Source organism: Streptomyces sp. NPDC044061, assembly GCF_056434305.1.
This window is the reverse complement of the sequence record NZ_JBWKFL010000004.1, coordinates 312,734-331,736: the sequence shown is the minus strand read 5'-3', so window position 1 is coordinate 331,736 and position 19,003 is coordinate 312,734. Positions and strand designations below refer to the sequence as shown.

The 19,003-nt window shown below is 72.5% G+C and carries 20 protein-coding genes and 1 pseudogene; 16 read left to right on the top strand and 5 right to left on the bottom strand.

Annotation, left to right across the window (positions count from 1 at the left end):
* Nucleotides 1-187: 187 nt before the first annotated feature.
* A complete protein-coding gene (locus tag AC07CM_RS08715) occupies nucleotides 188-1,198 on the bottom strand; it encodes a hypothetical protein (RefSeq protein ID WP_478875609.1) in 1,011 nt (336 codons plus the stop codon).
* Between the two features lie 226 nt (nucleotides 1,199-1,424).
* Between AC07CM_RS08715 and AC07CM_RS08710 the strand changes: the two genes are divergently transcribed.
* Nucleotides 1,425-2,201 carry a class E sortase gene (locus AC07CM_RS08710; protein WP_478875750.1) on the top strand — a complete coding sequence of 259 codons (777 nt, stop codon included), beginning with the start codon at nucleotides 1,425-1,427 and terminating at the stop codon, nucleotides 2,199-2,201.
* A 43-nt stretch (nucleotides 2,202-2,244) separates the two neighbouring features.
* On the opposite strand, the gene AC07CM_RS08705 is transcribed toward AC07CM_RS08710, so the two are convergent.
* Nucleotides 2,245-3,651: an MFS transporter gene (locus AC07CM_RS08705; protein ID WP_478875608.1), complete on the bottom strand. Its 1,407-nt coding sequence runs from the start codon at nucleotides 3,649-3,651 to the stop codon at nucleotides 2,245-2,247.
* A 68-nt stretch (nucleotides 3,652-3,719) separates the two neighbouring features.
* On the opposite strand from AC07CM_RS08705, the gene AC07CM_RS08700 reads away from it, so the two are divergent.
* The 4 genes from AC07CM_RS08700 to AC07CM_RS08685 all read left to right on the top strand — a co-directional run bounded on the left by AC07CM_RS08700 (nucleotide 3,720) and on the right by AC07CM_RS08685 (nucleotide 6,464).
* Nucleotides 3,720-4,247, top strand: a complete 528-nt coding sequence (locus tag AC07CM_RS08700) for a winged helix-turn-helix transcriptional regulator (protein WP_478875607.1) — start codon at nucleotides 3,720-3,722, stop codon at nucleotides 4,245-4,247.
* Nucleotides 4,248-4,301: 54 nt separating this feature from the next.
* Nucleotides 4,302-4,628: a DUF6412 domain-containing protein gene (locus AC07CM_RS08695; protein ID WP_478875606.1), complete on the top strand. Its 327-nt coding sequence runs from the start codon at nucleotides 4,302-4,304 to the stop codon at nucleotides 4,626-4,628.
* Nucleotides 4,629-4,746: 118 nt separating this feature from the next.
* Nucleotides 4,747-5,463 (top strand): YidC/Oxa1 family membrane protein insertase, encoded by a 717-nt coding sequence (locus tag AC07CM_RS08690; protein WP_478875605.1) that lies wholly within the window; start codon nucleotides 4,747-4,749, stop codon nucleotides 5,461-5,463.
* Between the two features lie 143 nt (nucleotides 5,464-5,606).
* Entirely contained in the window at nucleotides 5,607-6,464 is an 858-nt protein-coding gene (locus AC07CM_RS08685; RefSeq protein ID WP_478875604.1) for a fumarylacetoacetate hydrolase family protein, read from the top strand.
* 96 nt (nucleotides 6,465-6,560) lie between these two features.
* Here AC07CM_RS08685 and AC07CM_RS08680 read toward each other — a convergent pair whose 3' ends face one another.
* The 3 genes from AC07CM_RS08680 to AC07CM_RS08670 form a co-directional block, all read right to left on the bottom strand.
* The gene (locus tag AC07CM_RS08680; RefSeq protein ID WP_478875603.1) at nucleotides 6,561-7,448 is read right to left on the bottom strand and encodes an LLM class F420-dependent oxidoreductase; all 888 of its coding nucleotides are present in this window, start codon (nucleotides 7,446-7,448) and stop codon (nucleotides 6,561-6,563) included.
* 92 nt (nucleotides 7,449-7,540) lie between these two features.
* Nucleotides 7,541-8,041: a heme-degrading domain-containing protein gene (locus AC07CM_RS08675; RefSeq protein WP_478875602.1), complete on the bottom strand. Its 501-nt coding sequence runs from the start codon at nucleotides 8,039-8,041 to the stop codon at nucleotides 7,541-7,543.
* Nucleotides 8,041-9,108 carry a Gfo/Idh/MocA family protein gene (locus AC07CM_RS08670; RefSeq protein WP_478875601.1) on the bottom strand — a complete coding sequence of 356 codons (1,068 nt, stop codon included), beginning with the start codon at nucleotides 9,106-9,108 and terminating at the stop codon, nucleotides 8,041-8,043. Before AC07CM_RS08670 ends, AC07CM_RS08675 begins: the two co-directional genes overlap by 1 nt.
* Nucleotides 9,109-9,156: 48 nt before the next feature.
* Between AC07CM_RS08670 and AC07CM_RS08665 the strand changes: the two genes are divergently transcribed.
* The 11 genes and pseudogenes from AC07CM_RS08665 (at nucleotide 9,157) to AC07CM_RS08615 (ending at nucleotide 18,923) form a co-directional block, all read left to right on the top strand.
* Nucleotides 9,157-10,293 (top strand): ROK family transcriptional regulator, encoded by a 1,137-nt coding sequence (locus tag AC07CM_RS08665; RefSeq protein WP_478875749.1) that lies wholly within the window; start codon nucleotides 9,157-9,159, stop codon nucleotides 10,291-10,293.
* Nucleotides 10,294-10,700: 407 nt separating this feature from the next.
* The gene (locus AC07CM_RS08660) at nucleotides 10,701-11,057 is read left to right on the top strand and encodes a hypothetical protein (RefSeq protein ID WP_478875600.1); all 357 of its coding nucleotides are present in this window, start codon (nucleotides 10,701-10,703) and stop codon (nucleotides 11,055-11,057) included.
* Between the two features lie 28 nt (nucleotides 11,058-11,085).
* Nucleotides 11,086-11,367 carry a hypothetical protein gene (locus AC07CM_RS08655; RefSeq protein ID WP_478875599.1) on the top strand — a complete coding sequence of 94 codons (282 nt, stop codon included), beginning with the start codon at nucleotides 11,086-11,088 and terminating at the stop codon, nucleotides 11,365-11,367.
* A gap of 87 nt (nucleotides 11,368-11,454) precedes the next feature.
* Complete coding sequence (locus AC07CM_RS08650) at nucleotides 11,455-12,348, top strand: hypothetical protein (protein ID WP_478875598.1); 894 nt, start codon at nucleotides 11,455-11,457, stop codon at nucleotides 12,346-12,348.
* A gap of 49 nt (nucleotides 12,349-12,397) precedes the next feature.
* Nucleotides 12,398-13,153: a GntR family transcriptional regulator gene (locus AC07CM_RS08645; RefSeq protein WP_478875597.1), complete on the top strand. Its 756-nt coding sequence runs from the start codon at nucleotides 12,398-12,400 to the stop codon at nucleotides 13,151-13,153.
* A 132-nt stretch (nucleotides 13,154-13,285) separates the two neighbouring features.
* Nucleotides 13,286-14,410, top strand: coding sequence for a TIGR03364 family FAD-dependent oxidoreductase (locus tag AC07CM_RS08640; protein WP_478875596.1), 1,125 nt, complete (start codon nucleotides 13,286-13,288; stop codon nucleotides 14,408-14,410).
* Nucleotides 14,411-14,418: 8 nt separating this feature from the next.
* Complete coding sequence (locus AC07CM_RS08635; protein WP_478875595.1) at nucleotides 14,419-15,138, top strand: phosphonatase-like hydrolase; 720 nt, start codon at nucleotides 14,419-14,421, stop codon at nucleotides 15,136-15,138.
* A 1-nt stretch (nucleotide 15,139) separates the two neighbouring features.
* Nucleotides 15,140-16,186 carry an ABC transporter ATP-binding protein gene (locus tag AC07CM_RS08630; protein WP_478875594.1) on the top strand — a complete coding sequence of 349 codons (1,047 nt, stop codon included), beginning with the start codon at nucleotides 15,140-15,142 and terminating at the stop codon, nucleotides 16,184-16,186.
* A pseudogene (locus AC07CM_RS08625) lies at nucleotides 16,179-17,020 on the top strand (2-aminoethylphosphonate ABC transporter permease subunit). Before AC07CM_RS08630 ends, AC07CM_RS08625 begins: the two are co-directional and overlap by 8 nt.
* Nucleotides 17,007-17,804, top strand: a complete 798-nt coding sequence (locus AC07CM_RS08620) for an ABC transporter permease (RefSeq protein WP_478875593.1) — start codon at nucleotides 17,007-17,009, stop codon at nucleotides 17,802-17,804. The pseudogene AC07CM_RS08625 and the gene AC07CM_RS08620 overlap by 14 nt, the downstream one beginning before the upstream one ends.
* 63 nt (nucleotides 17,805-17,867) lie before the next feature.
* Nucleotides 17,868-18,923 (top strand): 2-aminoethylphosphonate ABC transporter substrate-binding protein, encoded by a 1,056-nt coding sequence (locus tag AC07CM_RS08615; RefSeq protein WP_478875592.1) that lies wholly within the window; start codon nucleotides 17,868-17,870, stop codon nucleotides 18,921-18,923.
* Nucleotides 18,924-19,003 lie beyond the last annotated feature (80 nt).

Here is a 19,003-nt window from a genome sequence, read left to right as displayed (position 1 = left end):
CTGTTCCCCCTAACCCCTCGTGCCGGTAGGGATCATTTCTAACAGCAGCTACTGACAAGGGAAGGCTCTGTGGCGAAAGGCCTCCGGGCCCCCCTGACCCGGGCCGCTCCAGTGCTGGGGAGGAACGAGCGGGCGGCACGCCTGGTGGGTGGGGGCTTGCCGCTCGTTTTGTAGCGGTGGCCGCTTTCTACACTCCGTGGCAGGTGCCGTAGCCCTGGGTGGAACCGCACCAGCACTCCGCCCCCCTCTGTGGCGGCCAAGCCACAGCTCTGCCCCTCGCTGCCAGCGTCGTCGCGTACTGCGGGAGCAGCGTCGCGTCGGTCGGAGGTGTTGCCTCCGAGGCTGCGAACGCCTCGTAGGAGGGGACCGTGCCCGTGACGATGCCCAGGTTCGCCGTGCCGGAAAGGGACAGTTCGCGGAGGGAGGACTCTATGGTCGTCAGGTGTTCCTCGTGGGAGGGGTACTCCGTGGCCAGGGCCGGGTACGTCGACACGAGTTCCGAGAGTTCGGGTGCCGGCCAGTGGAGGATCGCCACCGGGAAGGGGCGGGACAGGGCCTCGCGGTAGGCGCCCAACTCGGCCCGCAGCCGGGAGATCTCCGCCTCCAGTTCCGCCGGGTTGTCCGAGCCGAGGGACCAGACCCGCTTCGGGTCGTGGAGTTCGTCCAGGGAGACCGGGGAGGCGTGGAGCAGGTCCGCCAGGGTGTCCCAGTCGTCGTGGGGGAGGCCCAGCATGCGGCGCACGCGGTGGCGGCCGTAGAGGAGGGGGTGGGTGGGGAACGGGGGTTCCGTCCCGTCCGGCAGGAGCAGGTGAGCCGCCTCGGTGAACGTGGCCTCCGCCGCCTCCAACTCGTCGTGCGACTCCAGGGCCTCGGCGACGATCACCCAGGGGGCCGGGTCCCGGGGGGCCGACGTGCGGATTCCGTCGATGATCGCCCTTGCCTCCGCCTCGTGGTCGTACTCCCAGAGGTTCGAGGCCTTCAGGGCCCGTACCAGAGCGGGACTCTCGAGCCCGGCGGGAGTGGACAGCAGGCGGTCGTAGAGCGTCGTCGCGGCGGGGCGGTCGCCGGAGAGTTCCAGGTGGGCCGCTGCGCGCAGGAGCAGGGCCTCGGCGTCCTCGGGGTACAGGCCGGCGGTTCGCTCCAGGCGTGCCGCTTCGGCGGTGTGGTCGACGTTCTCGGCAGGCGTGTCGGGGCGCATGGGGGACACCGTACTGCCGACCAGTGACACAGAGGAGTGCGTGCTGGTCATCGGCGTCTCCCGCTCATCGCCCTACATCGTCCCAAGTCCCGACATCGACAGTCCTGCGTCGTTCCAAGGCGCTGCATCGTCCAGAGCGTGCGGCCGCTCGGAATCCCCTACTCCTCTGGTGAGTTGGAGTGACGCGCCCTATCGTGCGGGCGGCTGCTGGGAGGTGGGTGTGCGGATGCGGGTCGTACGGCACCGTGATCGGCGGAGGCGGGCCAGGTGGCGGCGGGGGCTGTGGAGCGGCGGCGAGCTGCTCGTCACCGCCGGCGTCGTTCTGATGCTGCTCGTCGTGCATCAGCTCTGGTGGACCAACCGGGAGGCACGGCAGGGAGCCGCACGGAAGGTGGAGGCCCTGGAGAAGGAGTGGGGGAGCGGGGGCGGTTCCGTTCCGGCCAGTACGCCCTCCGCCGCGGCGTCGTCCGGCCCGGCGGGGAACAGCAGCGCTCCCGAGAGCGGGCGGCAGCGGACGTACACGCCCGTGATCGTCTCCGGCCGGCCCAGGCGCTCCCAGGCGTACGCCGTTCTCACCATCCCCCGGCTGCGGCTCCGCGTTCCCGTCGCGGAGGGGGTGAGCAAGCCGGATGTCCTGAACAAGGGGTACGTCGGCCACTACCCCGGAACCCAGCAGCCCGGTCAGGCGGGGAACTTCGCGCTCGCCGGGCACCGGAACACCCACGGTGAGCCCTTCCGGTACCTCCCGAGGCTCCGGATCGAGGACACGGTGGAGGTCGAGACGAGGACGGCGACATTCACCTACGCGGTCGACAAGATCCTGCCGCAGACGTCCGCCCGGGACTCGGGTGTCGTACGGCCCGTGCCGCGCTCCCTCGTCCGCCCCGGGTACGGGTACGACGAGCCGGGCTACTACATCACCCTGACCACCTGCACCCCCGAGTTCACCTCGCGCTACCGGATGGTGGTGTGGGGGAAGCTGGTGTCGATGCGGCCCCGGTGACAGGGGACGCGACGGACGTCCGGGGCGCCCTGGACGAGCCGTCTCACGCCCGTTCCCGCACCACGCCCACCAGCACCGCCCCGAGCGCGGCCAGCCCCGCCGACACCACCATCGCCACGTCGGCGCCGCGCGCCAGGCCGCCGCCCGAGGAGGTGACGAGGGCGATCGTGAGGGCCACGCCCGCGCAGGAGCCGATGTAGCGGAACGTCTGCTGGGCGCCGGAGCCCATGGCCGCCCGGCCGGTCGGCACCGACTCCACCGCCAGCAGGGGAAGAGCGGCGTTCAGCAGGCCGCTGCCCACGCCGCCGAGCACCAGCCCGGGCAGGAGCCGGGGCCAGGAACCCGCGTCGATCGCGCCCAGCATCGCCAGCGCGCCGACCGCGTGGAGCAGGAAGCCGGCCGCCAGCTGTCGGCGCGGTGCCACCCGCCCCGCCAGCCGCTTCGCCTGCAGGGCGACCGCGAAGGAGACGCCGGACCAGAGCAGGAACAGCCACGCCGTGTCCAGCGCGGACAGGCCCAGTGCCTTCTGCAGCAGGGTCGGCAGGAAGCTGAACAGGCCGATCACGGTCAGCCCGGTGAACAGGCCGCCGGCGGAGGAGGCCAGGAAGCGGGGGTGGCGCAGCAGGCCCAGGTCGATCATCGGGGTTTTCGACACGCGGGTCTCCACCAGCGCGAACAGCGCGAGCAGTACGACGGCCGCCGCCAGCAGCAGGCCCACCGGCGCGCGCAGCCACCCGTCCCGGCCCAGCGTCAGTGCGGCCACCAGGGCCACCAGCGCCAGTCCGAAGGTCAGGGCGCCCAGCACGTCGGGGCGTCCGCCCCTCGGGGCCCGCGACTCCGACAGCCGCCCGAGCGCCAGGCCCGCCACGAGCAGCGTCGCCGCGCCGAGGACGCCGTAGGCCAGCCGCCAGTTCGGTATCGCGCCCGAGACCAGCGGGCCGACCGCGATGCCACCGCTCACGAAGGCGCCCCACACGCCGGTCGCGTGCAGCCGGCCGCGCGGGCTCGGGAAGGCCGTCACGAGCAGGCCCAGGCTGCTGGCCAGGATCGCCGCGCTCGCCGCGCCCTGTGCGACCCGGGTCAGGGTGAAGGCCAAGGTGGAGGTGGCCAGCCCGCTGAGCGCGGTGGTGAGGCCCAGGGCCAGGGTGCCGGCGAGGAAGACGCGGCGGCGGCCGTAGTCGTCGGCCAGGCTGCCGGCGACCAGGAGCACGGCGGCGAGGCCGAGCGGCGTGCCGTTCAGGAGCCAGGCCTGGGCGGACAAAGGCGTGTGCAGTGCGGCCGCGGTGTCGGGCAGGGAGACCGCCGGTGCCGTGTACGTCATCAGGGCCACGCCGGTCGCGGCGCTGGTCAGGGCCAGCGTCGCCCGGGGGTGCGGGGGAGGCGAGGGGTGGGTGTCCCGGCGTGTGGCGGCGGGACGCACGAGGAGAGTTCTTTCATTGAACTTAGACATGGGTGTACCGTAACACCATCGGTTCGGTCATTGAACCCGCATTTCGGAAAGTGGCTAAGGTGGACGCCATGGCACTGGGCAAGGACTACGCGACGCAGGAATGCTCGATCGCCCGCGCGCTCGAGGTCGTCGGCGAGCGGTGGACCCTCCTCGTCGTCCGAGACGCGCTCTACGGCGTCCGGCGCTACAACGACTTCCTCTCCCACCTCGGCATCCCCCGCGCCGTCCTCTCGGCCCGGCTGAAGACGCTCACCGAGGAGGGAATCCTCGAGAAGCGGCGGTACCAGGAGGCGCCGCCCCGCGACGAGTACCTCGTCACCGAGCGCGGCATCGCGCTGTGGCCCACGCTGCGCGCCCTCGGGCTGTGGGGCCGCGAGCACTTCCAGGAGACCCAGCTGCGGGTGTTCCGGCACGCGCCGTGCGGCACCGAACTCGGCTCCTACGGCGAATGTCCCGTCTGTGGAACCGTCGTGCCCCCCGCGGACGTTGTCATGGTGCCGGGCCCGGGACTCGACCCCGATCCGGCGGACCCGGTCAGCAGGGCGCTGCTCAAGCCGAAGCGGCTGCTCGAGCCCCTGCAGATCGAGCCTGTATAACGAAGCACAGCGGCACAGAAGCGCAGCAGCGCAGGTCAGAGGGAGGGGGAGGTCATGGTGCGCACTCGCGTCGCCGTCGCGCGTCCCACCGCCCTGCTGCTGGTCGTGGTGAACCTGCTCCTGCTCCAGGCCGCGCTTCTCGACACCGGCAGCCTCTCCACCACCGTCGCGCTCGCCGCGACCGCCGCCGCCGGCTCCGCGCTCGCCGCCTGCTCGCTCGTCGCCGCCCGCTCCGCGCCCGCCGTCCCACCCACCCGGGTCCGCACCGCGATACGCGACCGGGCCCGGCGTACGGCATTCCTGCCGCAGCGCGACCCCGACGCCTCGGGGCGCCGCCGGCCCCGGGCACCCGGACACGCCCTCGCGACGATCCGCGCGTAGGGCTCCCGCCATCAGCGATACGTGACCCCGCGCGGGTCGTCATGCCGCCCTGCCATGTCCCGTCACCTGGCACGTCCCACCACACCGGCACGACGCACCCGTCACGAGGGGTTCACCCATGTCCGTTTTCGCTCGCCTGGTCGAGCAGCTCGCCGATCTGCTCCAGCCGCTCTTCCACGCCTCCGCGGCCGCCGCCGCGATCGTCCTGTTCACCGCGCTCGTACGGCTCCTCGTCCATCCCCTGTCCCGGGCCGCCGCCCGGGGCCAGCGTGCCCGGGCCGCGCTCCAGCCGAGAATCGCCGAACTGCGCAAGAAGCACGCCAAGGAACCGGAGCGGCTGCAGAAGGCGGTGCTGGAACTGCACGCCGAGGAGAAGGTCTCGCCGCTCTCCGGCTGCCTGCCCAGCCTGCTCCAGCTGCCCGCCTTCTTCCTCCTCTACCACCTCTTCTCCAACTCCTCGATCGGCGGCGAGGCCAACGGGCTGCTGACGCACCAGCTTTTCGCCGCGCCGCTCGGCGGCCGCTGGGCCGACGCCCTCGCCGGCGGCGGGGTCTTCGGGGCGGCCGGAGCCGTCTACCTCGCGCTCTTCGTGCTCGTCGCGGCCGTCGCCGCCTTCAACTACCGGCGCACCAAGCTGACGATGGCGAAGAACCCCGTCCCGGTCGCGGCCGCGGACGGGGAGCGGGTGCCGGGGCTCGGCGCGGTCAACAAGGTCATGCCGTTCATGTCCTTCTTCACGCTCGTCACCGTCGCGGTGGTGCCGCTCGCGGCCGCGCTGTACGTCGTCACCAGTACGACGTGGAGCGCGGTGGAGCGGGCCGCGCTCTACCGCTGAGCCGCTGCCACCCCCGGGGCGTGGTTACGGTCCAGTCCGTGAACAGGGTCTTGCAGACTGGACAGCGTGATTGGAGGATCGACCAGTCCTCCGATGGCTGCACCCATCGGCCGGGCGGCCCGCGATCGAGGGAGATTGTGACCATGAAGCTGCTGCGAGTCGGAACGGCAGGGGCGGAGCGACCCGCGTTGCTCGACGCCCAGGGGACCCTCCGCGACCTGTCGGGGATCGTGGCCGACATCGACGGGACGCTGCTCGCCGACGACGGCGCGCTCGGCCGGGTACGGGCGGCGGCCGAGGCGGGCGAACTGCCCGTGCTGGACGCGGCGGGCCTCAGGGTCGGGCCCCCGCTCGGGCGCATCGGCAAGATCGTGTGCATCGGACTCAACTACCACGACCACGCCCGCGAGACGGGGGCCGAGCCGCCCGCCGAGCCGGTGATCTTCTTCAAGGCCGCGGACACCGTCGTCGGGCCGAACGACACCGTGCTGGTGCCGCGCGGGTCCACCAAGACCGACTGGGAGGTGGAGCTGGCCGTCGTCATCGGGCGCACGGCCCGCTACCTGGAGTCGGCCGAGGAGGGGCTCGCGCACGTCGCCGGGTACGCGGTGGCGCACGACGTGTCCGAGCGTGAGTTCCAGATCGAGCGGGGCGGCACCTGGGACAAGGGAAAGAACTGCGAGACGTTCAACCCGCTGGGGCCCTGGCTGGTGACGACCGACGAGGTTCCCGATCCGCAGCGGCTCTCGCTGAAGCTGTGGGTCAACGGCGAGCTGAAGCAGGACGGGACCACCGCCGAGCAGATCTTCCCCGTCGGGGAAGTGGTGCGGTACGTCAGCCAGTTCATGACGCTGTACCCTGGGGATGTCATCAACACCGGTACACCCGCCGGCGTTGCGCTGGGCCGGCCCGAGCCGAAGCCGTTCCTGCGGGCCGGGGACGTGGTGGAGCTGGAGGTCGCGGGGCTGGGGCGGCAGCGGCAGGAGCTCAAGGACGCCTAGGGCTTCGCCAAGAGCGCCGGGGGACCGCGGATCGGTTGTCGGCCGCGGATGGATCGTGGCTGGTCGCGCAGTCCCCCGCACCCCTTTTTCTGTCGGCTACGCCTCCAAAAGGCCGGCCAGGCGGCGCCATTCCTTCCTGGGCAGGGCGTCCCGTGAGCCGCCGTTCACCACCTGGATCGCCACGTGGTCCGCGCCCGCCTCGTGGAAGGCGTTCACCTGGTTCCGGATCCGGGTCTCGTCGCCCCATGCGTACAGCGCGTCGACCAGGCGGTCGCTGCCGCCGGCGGAGAGGTCGTCCTCGGTGAAGCCGAGGCGCAGGAAACTGTTGGTGTAGTTGGGCAGCGTGAGGTACATCGCCAGGTGCTCGCGGGCCAGGGCGCGGGCGGCGGACGGGTCGGCCTCCAGGACGACGGCGAACTCCGGGGCCAGCAGCGGTTCTTCGCCGAGGATCTCGCGGGCCCGGGCGGTGTGCTCGGGGGTGACGAGGTAGGGGATCGCGCCCGCCGCGCGGTCCCGGGACAGCTCCAGGGTCTTCGGGCCGAGGGCCGCGAGGAGCCGGCGCTCGGCGGGTACTCCGGCCGCGTCCAGCGTGTCCAGGTAGGCGACCAGGGCGGAGTACGGGCGCCGGTACTGGTCCGCGAGCTTGGCGTGGCTGACGCCGAGGCCGAGCAGGAAGCGGCCGGGCCGGGCCGACTCCACCTCGGCGAAGGCGGCCGCGCTCTCCTCCGCCTCGTACTGCCAGATGCTCTGGATGCTCGTGCCGACGACCAGCCGGGACGTCGCCTCGAGGAGCGGGACGGCGTGCCGGGGGGCGCTGCTGCCGCCCAGCCAGGCGGCTCCGTAGCCGAGATGCTCCAGTTCCGCCGCGGCCTCGGCGATGTCACCGCGCCGGGCCGGGTCCTCCGCGCGCAGTCCCACGTTCCAGACGCCGTACCGGCCGATCGTCTCCTTGACGGTGCGGGTGCCGTTCGTCGACTCGCTCATCGGGTCCCTTCCCTCCGGGTGGGTGTGGTGCCGTGATCGTCATCCACGTCGATGCCAACCGGAGGGAGCCGCGCGGTAATCCTGCGGGCGGGCTACTCGCCCAGGAACTGTTCCAGCGCCTCCACGACGAACCTGTGGTCCTGGAGCTGCGGCAGGCCGGAAACCGTCACCGTTCCGATGACGCCCGCGTTCTCGACGTGGATCGGGAAGGAGCCGCCGTGGGCCGCGTAGGTGTCGGGGTCCAGGCGGGAGGAGTCCTCGAAGGTCGTGCCCTTGGCGCGGAAGCGGGCGCCGACCAGGTAGGAGGAGGCGCCGTAACGCTCGACCACCCGCCGCTTGCGGGCGATCCAGGCGTCGTTGTCGGGGGTGGAGCCGGGCAGGGCCGCGTGGAAGAGCTGCTGGCCGGCGCGGTGGATGTCGATGGCGACCGGGGCCTGCCGCTCCCGGGCCAGCTCGACCAGGAGGGAGCCGAGCGCCCAGGCGTCGTCGAGAGTGAACCGACGGAAGACCAGCCGGCGTTCCTGCGCCTCCAGTTCCTCCACGCTCGGGGTGATCTCGGGGGCGAACTTCGGGGTGATCTGGGGGTGGTGCATCAGAGGGTCACCGTCACCTTGTCGCGGGCGGACCGGCGGGCCGCCTCCAGTACGTCGAGAGCCGAGGCCGCCTCCAGGGCGGTCACCGGGTTGGGCCCGTCGCCGGCCAGGGCCGCCGCCACGGCCGCGTAGTAGGCGGGGTAGTCGCCGGGGAGGGTCGGTACGGGGCGGCCGCCGCCGGTCAGCGGGGACTCGCCGGCGCCGAGCCGGCCCCACAGCGCCTCGGGTTCCGCGCCCCAGGCGGGGCCGGGCCGCAGCCCTTCCCGCAGGGCCGCCTCCTGCGGGTCGAGGCCGTACTTCACGAAGCCGGCCTGCGAGCCCAGGACCCGGAAGCGCGGGCCGAGCTGGGCGGTGGTGGCCGAGACGTAGAGGTGGGAGCGGACGCCGTTCGCGTGGGTGAGCGCGATGAAGGTGTCGTCGTCGGTCTCGGCTCCGGGGCGGCGGACGTCCGTCTCGGCGTACACCTCGGTGACCGGGCCGAACAGGACAAGGGCCTGGTCGACGACGTGGCTGCCGAGGTCGTAGAGCAGACCTCCGATCTCTGCCGGGTCGCCGGACTCGCGCCAGCCGCCCTTCGGCTGCGGGCGCCAGCGCTCGAAGCGGGACTCGAAGCGCCAGACGTCGCCCAGTCCGCCCTCCGTCAGCAGCTTGCGCAGGGTCAGGAAGTCGTTGTCCCAGCGGCGGTTCTGGAAGACCGACAGGAGCAGGCCGCGCTCCTCGGCGAGGGCGGCCAGCTCGCGTGCCTCGGCGGCCGTGCCCGCGACCGGCTTGTCCACGACCACCGGCAGACCCGCCTTCAGGGCGGCGGTGGCGAGCGGGACATGGGTCTTGTTCGGGGAGGCGATGACGATCAGGTCCAGCGCGTCGGCGCGGTCGAACAGCTCCTCGGGGGTGCCGGCGACGCGCACGTCCGGGAACTCGGCACGGGCCTGCTCCTGCCGCTCGGGGTTCGAGGTGACCACCGTGTCCAGGGCGAGGCCCTCGGTGGCGGCGATCAGCGGGGCATGGAAGACGGAGCCTGCGAGGCCGTAGCCGATCAGGCCGACGCGGAGGGGGGTACCAGTCATGCGTCCTACTTTCGCAACGCTGTTGCCAAAGTGCAAGCGGTGGAGACAATGGGTGGCGTGAACAGGACGAGAAGCGGCGGGGCGGCGGGAGCGAATCTCCTGGCGGTGCGCAGTCACAACACCGCGCTGGTGCTGGATCTGCTGCGGGCGGCGGGGGCGGACGGCATCAGCCGGCTCGAGCTGGCCGAGCGGACCGGGTTGACCCCGCAGGCGGTCAGCAAGATCACCGCGCGGCTGCGGGAGGCGGGGCTCGCCGCGGAGGCCGGGCGGCGGGCGTCCACCGGGGGCAAGCCGCGCACCGTGCTGCGGCTGGTACCGGAGGCGGGACACGCGGTGGGGGTGCATCTGGACCGGGACGAGGTGCGGGCCGTACTGGCCGATCTCGACGGGGCCGTGGTGGGGGAGCGCTGCGGGGCGCTGGATCTGGGGGCCGGGGCGGAGGCCGTGCTCGGGGTCGTGGCCGGGGTGGTCGAGGAGCTGGTGGAAGAGGTGCTGGGCGTTCCGCGGCCCTCCGACGCCGGTTCGCTGCTCGGCGTCGGGGTCGCGCTGCCCGGGCCGCTCGATCATGCGCGCGGGGTGCTGCAACGGGTCACCGGCTTCCCCGAGTGGGACGGGTTCCCGCTGCGGGACGCGCTGGGCGAGCGGCTGGGGGTGCCGGTGGTGGTGGACAAGGACACCAACGCGGCCGCGCTGGGGCTGTCGGTCGGTGGGGAGAGCGGGTCCTTCGCGTACCTGCATCTCGGTACGGGGCTGGGGGCCGGGCTGGTGATCGGCGGCAGCGTGCACCGGGGGGCGCGGACGGGGGCGGGGGAGTTCGGGCACCAGGTGATCCAGCTGGACGGGCCGCAGTGCGAGTGCGGGAACCGGGGCTGCGTGGAGGTGCTGTGCCTGGCGGCCGTGGGGCGCGGCGAGGTGAGGGAGGCCGCGCGGGTGCTGGGGGTGGGGGCCGGGAATCTGGTCGGGCTGCTGGACATCGACCTGGTGCTGCTCGGGGGGCGGACCGTCGGTACGGCGCCGGAGGCGTTCGTACGGGGGGTCGCCGAGGTGCTCGATGCCCGGGCTCGGCGGGAGGGGGTGCTCGGGGGGACGGTTCCCGTGCGGGTTGCCTCCGGCGGCGAGCGGGTTGTGGCGGAGGGGGCTGCCCAGCTGCTGTTGGCTCCGCTGTTCGGGCGGGCGGAGGGCTGAGGGTTGCTCGGCGCCGGGTGTCGGTGCCGGGTGCCGAGAAGTCCCGTTGGCTGGGAGCGGCCGGGGGCGGGGTCGCTTGCCCGCGCTGACGGGGTGCCGCTGCGCCCACCCGTGCCGCCTGGGGCCCCCAGGCCCTTGACGCACTGCGGGTGACACGACTGCCCGCGTTTGCGGCGGCCGACGGTGCCGCGGCTCCGCCCGACCGCCCCGCAGTTGCGTGCGGCGGCGGCTGTTGGGTGGATGCCCCCCGGTGGCGCGACTGCCCGCGTTTGCGGCGGCCGACGGTGCCGCGGCTCCCGCCCGTCTGCCTGTGACCGTTCGCCCCGATGTCGGGTGAGTTGTTCACTGAAGGGGACTCGGGGGCAGAAGTGACTGCTGGGAGTGATCGTCTCGAGGGAGGTCGCAGAGTGCGCTCGATCAACGTGAGAACCGCCGCGGGTCTGCTGGGAGCCGCCGTGCTGTGCCTCTCGGCGCCTGCCCAGACGTTCGCCGCCGGGAGCGAGGCCGCGGGAGCCGTCAGGTTCTGTGGAGTGGACGCAGGCACCGGGCTCGGTGTCTCGGCCGGTCAGGACGTGCCCTGTGGCACCGCACTGCAGGTGGCGGCCGCCTACACCAAGGTCTGGCACGGCACGCGGGGCAAGCCCGTCGAAGTCCGTGCGGGCGGAGTCGGCTGGACCTGCCAGGAACGGCGCGGCGACCCCAACCCGTACCAGGAGTGCCTGGACACGGACGACAGTGGCCGACGGGTCCTCCTCACGTCCTGACCCCGCCCCTCGCAGACCGGAGGCCCCCATGGTGTCCGTACGGCTGCCGGCGATCACGGCCGGCACCGCGGTACTCGTCGCGCTCACCTCCGTGGCCTATGCCGCGTCCACCCCGGACCAGGACGCGTGTGCCCGCGCCCTGGCCGCCGCCGACCAGGCAGAACACGACTACGACGCCCTGAAGGGCGAGCTGCGGCAGATCATCGCGGACGGGGGCCACCCGGACGCCACCCAGCGGCAGGCGCTCGCATCGGCCGACGCCGACCGCGTCGGGACGGCCTCCCAGGCCGAGCGCGTCTGCGGTCCCTGAGAAGGTCGGCTGTTCGAGCGGACTTCCCGCCGCCCTCCGGAGTGGCACCCCGGGCCGCACGCCCCCACCCGGCATGGTCATGTGTTCATGCGACTGTGCACGTCCGTGTCCCTCTGCCTTGCCGCAGCCGCCGTCCTCGTCCCGGTGTCGCCGGAAGCCGCCCACGCGGATGCGACCCCCTCCTGCGCGGCGCCCGGCGACCGCGACTTTCCGCTGGCCAGCCGCATCCACGGCGGGCCCAGCTCCTACGCGGCGGGCGGTGGCTACGGCACCTGGTACATCGACCTCACCAACTCCACCCGGCAGACCTGCACCGACATCCACCCGGTCGTCGTCCTCGTCGACGACAAGCGCAGCCTGAAGCCGTCCCAGGCCGAGCTGGACTTCTACGACGGCTCACAGGCCCGGCCCGTCACCTTCGAGAGCACCGACGAGCAGGAACTGGTCGGTGTGCTGGACGCCGAGGGGTTCGACGGGTTCACCGTGGCGCCCGGGAAGACCGTCACGGTCAAGGTCAGGCTCTCCCTCGCCTCCGACGCCACACCGGACCAGGTCACCGCCAACGCCGCCGTGGTCCAGCGCCGGGGCGACGACGGCGACTGGGTCGGCGAGTCCAATCCCTACCGCTTCGGGATCGCGGGGGACGGGGCCGAGGAGGAGGACCAGGAGGGGACCAAGGAGCCGGGGGGCACGGAGGAGCCCGGAGGCACGGAGCAGCCCGGGGGTACGGAGGATCCGGGGAGCACCGAGGATCCCGGCGGCACGGACGCCAGCCCGTCCGGCACCCCCCAGGCCTCCCCGAGCGGTGCCGACCCCGACGGGACCTCCCTGCCCATCGCCCAGGAGGCGCGGGAAGCGGGCGAGCGGGCCCGGGAACTCGCCCGTACCGGACCCGGGCTGGCGCACGGGCTGCTCGCGGCCACCACCGCGCTCCTCGCCGTCGGCGGAGCCGCGTTCCTGGTGGTCCGCCGGCGGCGCTGACGTGCGGGCTGCCGTACGGCGGCCCGCCCCCGTCTGCGACGATCCACCCGTGGACTACCCGAACGACCAGGCCCCCGGTGCCCCCGTCCGCTCCGGCATCCCGGAGCACGGGCGCATCCCGAAGTACTACGCGGTGAAGGCGCGCATCGCCGGACTGCTGGAGGAGCTGGGGGACGGCAGTGTCATCCCCACCGAGCGCGATCTCGCCGAGCGGTACGACGTCGCCCGCGAGACCGTACGGCAGGCCGTGCGGGAGCTGGTGCTGGAGGGCCGGCTCAGGCGCCGGGGACGCGGGACGGTCGTCGCCGGTCCCAAGCTGGCCCAGCCGCTGTCCCTCGCCAGCTACACCGAGGGAGTGCGCCGACAGGGCCGTACACCCGGTCGTACGCTCGTCACCCTCGACCGCTTCCCGTGCCCGGAGCCCCTGGCCGCCGAGACGGGGCTCACCCGGGGCGAGCCCGTCTGGCACCTGGAGCGCGTGCTGCTCGCCGACGACGAGCGGGTCGGTCTGGAGAGCACGTACGTCGCCGTCGGCACGGTTCCGCGCCTGGACGCCGACTTCGACCCCGACTCCTCCTTCTACGCCTACCTCGAGGCCCAGGGCATCGCCTTCGGGGACGCCGACGAACGCATCGAGACCGTGCTGGCCACACCCCGCGAGGCGCTGCTCATCGGCACCCCGCCCGCCCTGCCGATGCTGCTGATCCACCGGGTGTCCAGGGACACGGAGGGGCGGCCGCTGGAGCGGGTCAGGTCCCTGTACCGCGGCGACCGGTTCTCCTTCACCGCCCACCTGCGCGGCTGAAAAGCAAGCCCTCTGACCGAGCCTTGTTCATAACGATGAGATAACGGGTCTAGCCCAAACGTGATGGGTCGTTCACGCTCTCGTTGTCAGCCGGATGTCTCCGGTTCCCGAATCACGAGGAGCGTTGCCGCCGTGAAAGTGACAGTCGTCGGAGCAGGCGTGGTGGGCACCATGCACGCCTGGCAGGCAGTGGAGCGCGGCCACCAGGTCGTCCAGATCGAGCGCGAGGCCGAGGCGCGCGGCGCCTCACTGCGCAACTTCGGGCAGATCTGGGTCAGTGGGCGCGCCGGTGGAGAAGAGCTGGAAGCGGCCCTGCGGGCGCGCGAACTGTGGGAGGGTATCGGCGCCCGGGTGCCGGGGCTCGGCTTCCGTGCCACCGGGTCGCTCACCCCGGTGCGCGGCCCCCTCGAACTCGCCGTCGCCGAGGCCGCCGTGGCCCGCGCGGACGCCGCCGCCCGCGGCTACAAGCTGCTCACGCCGGGCGAGGCCCGCGCGATCAACCCCGCCCTGCGCGGCGAGTTCACCGCCGCCCTGTACTGCGAGCGGGACGCGGCCGTCGAGCCGCGGACCGCCCAGCGCGCCCTGCGCGACGAGCTGCTGAAGAACCCGAACTACACCTTCCTGCCCGGCCGCGAGGTGCGGGAGGTCGTCGGCGCCGGAGCCGTCCGGGACGACCACGGAGACGTGCACCACGCCGACGCCGTCGTGCTGTGCACCGGCGCCTGGCTCGGCGGACTGGTCCGCGAACTGGCCGGACCGGACCTGCCCGTGCGCCGGGTCCGCCTGCAGATGATGCAGACCGACCCGCTCGGCGAACCGCTCACCACCTCGGTCGCCGACGCCGACAGCTTCCGCTACTACCCCGCCTACGCCTCCCCGGCGCTGGACGAGCTCAACGCCCGGCAGCCGCAGGCCGAGACCGCGGCCGCGCACCGCATGCAACTGCTCATGGTGCAGCGCGCCGACGGCGGCCTGACCGTCGGCGACACCCACGAGTACGCACACCCTTTCGCCTTCGACACCGTCGAGGAGCCGTACGAGCACCTCGTCGGAGTCGTCGAGTCCCTGCTCGGCCGGCCGCTGCCGCGCATCCGGCACCGCTGGGCCGGGGTGTACGCGCAGTGCACCGAGCCGGGCCGGGTGGTGCACCGCCGGCAGGTGCGCGAAGGGGTGTGGCTGGTCACCGGGCCCGGCGGGCGCGGCATGACCTGCTCCCCCGCGATAGCCGAGACCACCGCGAACGAACTGGGCTGGTGACCGATCCCATGACCAATCCCCTGACCGACCCCCTCACCGTCACCGACATCCGGCTCGTCGTCCTCGACATGGCCGGCACGACCGTGGCCGACGGCGGCCTCGTCGAGCGCGCCTTCGCCGCGGCCGCCGCCGAACTCGGCGTCGAACCCGGCTCCGCCGACCACGCCGAGAAGCTGGACTACGTACGCGCCACCATGGGCGAGTCCAAGATCTCCGTCTTCCGGCACCTGTTCGGGGACGAGGACCGCGCCCAGCGCGCCAACACCGCCTTCGAGAAGGCTTACGGGGATCTGGTCGACGACGGCCTTGTCGCCCCCGTGCCCGGGGCCCGCGAGGCCATCGAGGAGCTGGCCGGCTGCGGCCGTACCGTCGTGCTGACCACCGGCTTCGCCCGCGTCACCCAGGACGCCGTCCTCGCCGCCCTCGGCTGGCGGGACCTGGTGCCGCTGACCCTGTGCCCGGCCGACGCGGGCGGGCGCGGGCGGCCCTTCCCCGACATGGTGCTGGAGGCCTTCGTCCGCACGAAGGCGGCGGAGGACGTACGGCAGGTCGCCGTCGTCGGCGACACCTCCTACGACGTGCTCAGCGGCGTACGCGCCGGAGCGGGCCTGGTCGCGGGCGTCCGCACCGGCGCCCACGGCGACGACGCGTTCCACGCGGCCGGCGCCACCCACGTCCTCGACTCCGTCGCAGGCCTGCCCGCCCTGCTGCGCCCCGGAGCCCGGTGAGATGGGCATCCGCTTCGAGTCCGTCACGGTCGCCTACGACGGCAACGTCGTCCTCGACCGGCTCGACCTGACCGTCGAGCCCGGCGAGGTCATGGCGCTCCTCGGGCCGTCCGGATCCGGCAAGACCACCGCGCTGCGGGCGGTCGCCGGGTTCGTACGGCCCGCCTCCGGGCGGGTGTTCCTCGGCGACCGGGACGTGACGGACCTGCCGCCGCACCGGCGGGGCATCGGCATGGTCGTCCAGAGTTACGCGCTCTTCCCGCACATGCGGGTCGACGAGAACGTGGCCTTCGGACTCCGTGCCCGTAAGACGGCCAAGGGCGAGACACGGCAGCGGGTCGCCGAGGCGCTGGAGATGACCGGCATGGCCGCCTACGCCCGCCGGCACCCCCGCGAGCTGTCCGGCGGGCAGCAGCAGCGGGTCGCCATCGCCCGCGCGCTGGCCGTCCGGCCGGACGTGCTGCTCCTGGACGAGCCGCTGTCCGCGCTGGACGCCCAGCTGCGGTCGGGGATGCTGGCGGAACTCGCCCGGCTGCACCGTGAGCTGCCGGACGTGTCGATGCTGTACGTCACGCATGACCAGGTCGAGGCGCTGACCCTGGCCGACCGGATCGCGGTGATGGACGCCGCGCGGCTCCAGCAGTGCGGTACGCCTCGTGAGCTGTACCGGGCGCCGAACAGCGAGTTCACGGCGTCCTTCGTGGGCGGCGCGAATCTGTTGCCGGTGACGGTCGGCTCCGGGGGTGTCGACTTCGCGGGCGCCGAACTGAAGGTCGGCACGGTGGGTGCGGTCTTGGGGGCGCGGGCCACGTTGTGTGTGCGGCCGCATCTGGTGGGACTGGGGGACGGGCCCAATCGACTCACGGGCCTCGTACGGGAGATCCAGTGGCGGGGAGCCACGCACCGGCTGTACGTCGAGGTCGACGGGCATTCCGTCATGGCGGACGTGCGTGAGCTGAAGGATCCGCCCGCGCATGGGGACCCGGTGAACCTGCACTTCGCTCCCGACGACGCGGTGCTGCTGCCCGCAGGGGTGAGCCATGGCTGAGGTCGCACAGAACGCGCGGGCCGCCCGTGGCCGGTCGCGCAGTTCCCCGCGCCCCTTCGGGGCGCACCTCTGGGCCCTCCCCCCGGTCGCTCTCCTCGCCCTCTTCTTCCTCTACCCCTCGCCCTCGTCGTCCGGCAGTCCTTCCAGCCGGACGGCGGAGGCACCTCCCTTCAGCCGTACGCCGACGTCTTCGCCTCCGCCGGCTTCCGGAACGCCCTGTGGACGACCGTCTGGCTCGCGCTGGGCTCCACCGTCGGGTGTCTGATCCTCGGCTTCCTGCTCGCGCTGGTCATCGCGTTCGTGCCGTTCCCCGGGGCGAAGGCGGTGGCGCGGTTCATCGATGTGTACCTCTCCTTCCCGTCCTTCTTGATCACGCTGGCGCTGCTGTTCATCTACGGCACGACCGGCATCATCGGTTCCTTCCAGTTCCTCACCACGCCCTGGGGCGTGCTGCTGGCGGAGGTCACCTACTTCACGCCGTTCGTGATGCGCCCGCTGCTCGCCGCGTTCTCGCAGCTCGACACCGCACAGCTGGAGGCGGCCAGTTCGCTGGGGGCGCGGGTGCCGCGGATCGTGCGGCAGGTGATCCTGCCCGAGGCGCTGCCCGCGCTCGCGGCCGGCGGGAGCCTCGTCCTCGTGCTCTGCCTCAACGAGTTCGGGATCGTGCTGTTCACCGGCGCGAAGGGGGTCACCACCCTGCCGATGCTCGTCTACAGCAAGGCGATCCTGGAGTCCGACTACCCGGGCGCCTGCGTGGTCGCCGTCGTCAATGTCCTGATCTCCGTGGGGCTGTACGGCCTCTACCGGGTGGTGAGCCGTCGTGCTGGTGCATAGCCGGGGGGCCAGGTGGGCCGTGTGGGCGGTGTTCCTCGTCCTGTTCCTGCCGCTGTTCGCGCTTCCCCTCCTCGTCGTCCTCGGCGCCTCCTTCGCCACCCACTGGTCCGGCGTACTGCCCTCGGGGACCACGACTGCCAACTACCGTTCGGCTACCCGGGGCGAGGCCCTCCAGGCGCTCACCACCAGCCTGCTCACGGCCACCGCCGCCAGCCTGCTCGCGCTGACCGTCGGAACCTGGGCCGCGCTGGCCGGGGCGGCGCTGAAGAAGCGGTACCGGCGGCTCGTGGACGCCCTGTTCGTGCTGCCGGTCGCCGTGCCGTCGGTCGTCGTCGGACTGTCGGTCCTGGTCGCCTTCTCCCAGCCGCCGATGCTGCTCAACGGCACCCGGTGGATCGTGATCCTCGCGCACACGGTGCTGGTCACCGCGTTCGCCCACCAGTCCGTGTCGGCGGCGATCACCCGCCTCGACCCGGCCTACGAACAGGCCGCCGCGTCCCTCGGCGCCCGGCCCTCCTACGTGCTGTGGCGAGTACGGCTGCCCCTGCTGCTGCCCTCACTCACCGCCGCGGCCGGCCTCTGCTTCGCCCTGTCGATGGGTGAGCTGAGCGCCACGATGATGCTCTATCCGCCCGACTGGACCCCGCTGCCCGTCCTGATCTACGCGGCCACCGACCGCGGCGCCCTGTTCACCGGCTCCGCCGTCGCCGTCGTCCTGATGGCCGCGACCCTGCTCGTCCTGTTCGCCGTCTCCCGGGTCCGCACCCGGGCGTCGTACCGCTGACACTCTCCCGCACCCCTTCACACCCTCCCTCACCCCCTTACTCACGCCAGGAGTGGCCTCGCCATGCCCAGAAACCGCGTCACGCTCGCCGTAACCCTCGCTCTGCTCGCCGCCCCCGTGCTGTCCGCCTGCGGCGGCTCCTCCGCCGCCTCCGACGCCAAGGTCGTCACCGTCTACAGTGCCGACGGCCTCAAGGGCGAGAACGGCGACGGCTGGTACGACAAGGTCTTCGCGGACTTCACCGAGCAGACCGGCATCAAGGTCAAGTACGTCGAGGGCGGCTCCGGCGAGATGGTGCAGCGCACCGTCCGCGAGAAGAGCAACCCGCAGGCCGACGTGCTGGTCACCCTGCCGCCCTTCATCCAGCAGGCCGACAGCAAGGGCCTGCTGCAGAAGTACGAGCCGAAGGACTCCACGCAGGTCAGCGGAGCCGACAAGAGCACCGACGGCACCTGGACCTCCGTCGTCAACAACTACTTCGGCTTCGTCTACAACAAGAAGGAGCTGAAGCAGGCCCCCAGGACCTGGGACGAGCTGCTCGACGGGAAGTACAAGAACAAGCTGCAGTACTCCACCCCCGGCGTCGCCGGTGACGGAACCGCCGTGCTGATCAAGGCCGTCCACGACTTCGGCGGCAAGGAGCAGGCGCTCGCCTACCTGAAGAAGCTCCAGGCCAACAACGTCGGTCCGTCCGCCTCCACCGGCAAGCTCGCCCCCAAGGTGGACAAGGGCGAACTGCTCGTCGCCAACGGCGATGTGCAGATGAACTACGCCCAGTCCAAGACCATGCCGGGCCTCGGCATCTGGTTCCCGGCCGGCAAGGACGGCAAGCCCACCACCTTCGCGCTGCCCTACGCGGCCGGCCTGGTCACCAAGGCCCCGCACAGCGAGAACGGCAGGAAGCTGCTCGACTTCATGCTCGCGCAGAAGCAGCAGCAGGAGGTCAGCGAGATCGGCGGCGGGTTCAGCGCCCGCCGGGACGTCAAGGCCACCGACGCCAACGCCATCGCCCTCACCAAGGTGATGGACGGCGTGGAGTTCTTCGAGCCGGACTGGAACGACATCGACAAGAACCTCACCACGTACGTCGAGGACTGGAAGTCGGCCACCGGCAACTGACCCGCCCAGCACGAGAAACGCCGGCAACGCCCCTGGAACCATGCGGTTCCCTCCGGGGGTTCGGCCGTCCAGTGAGTTCG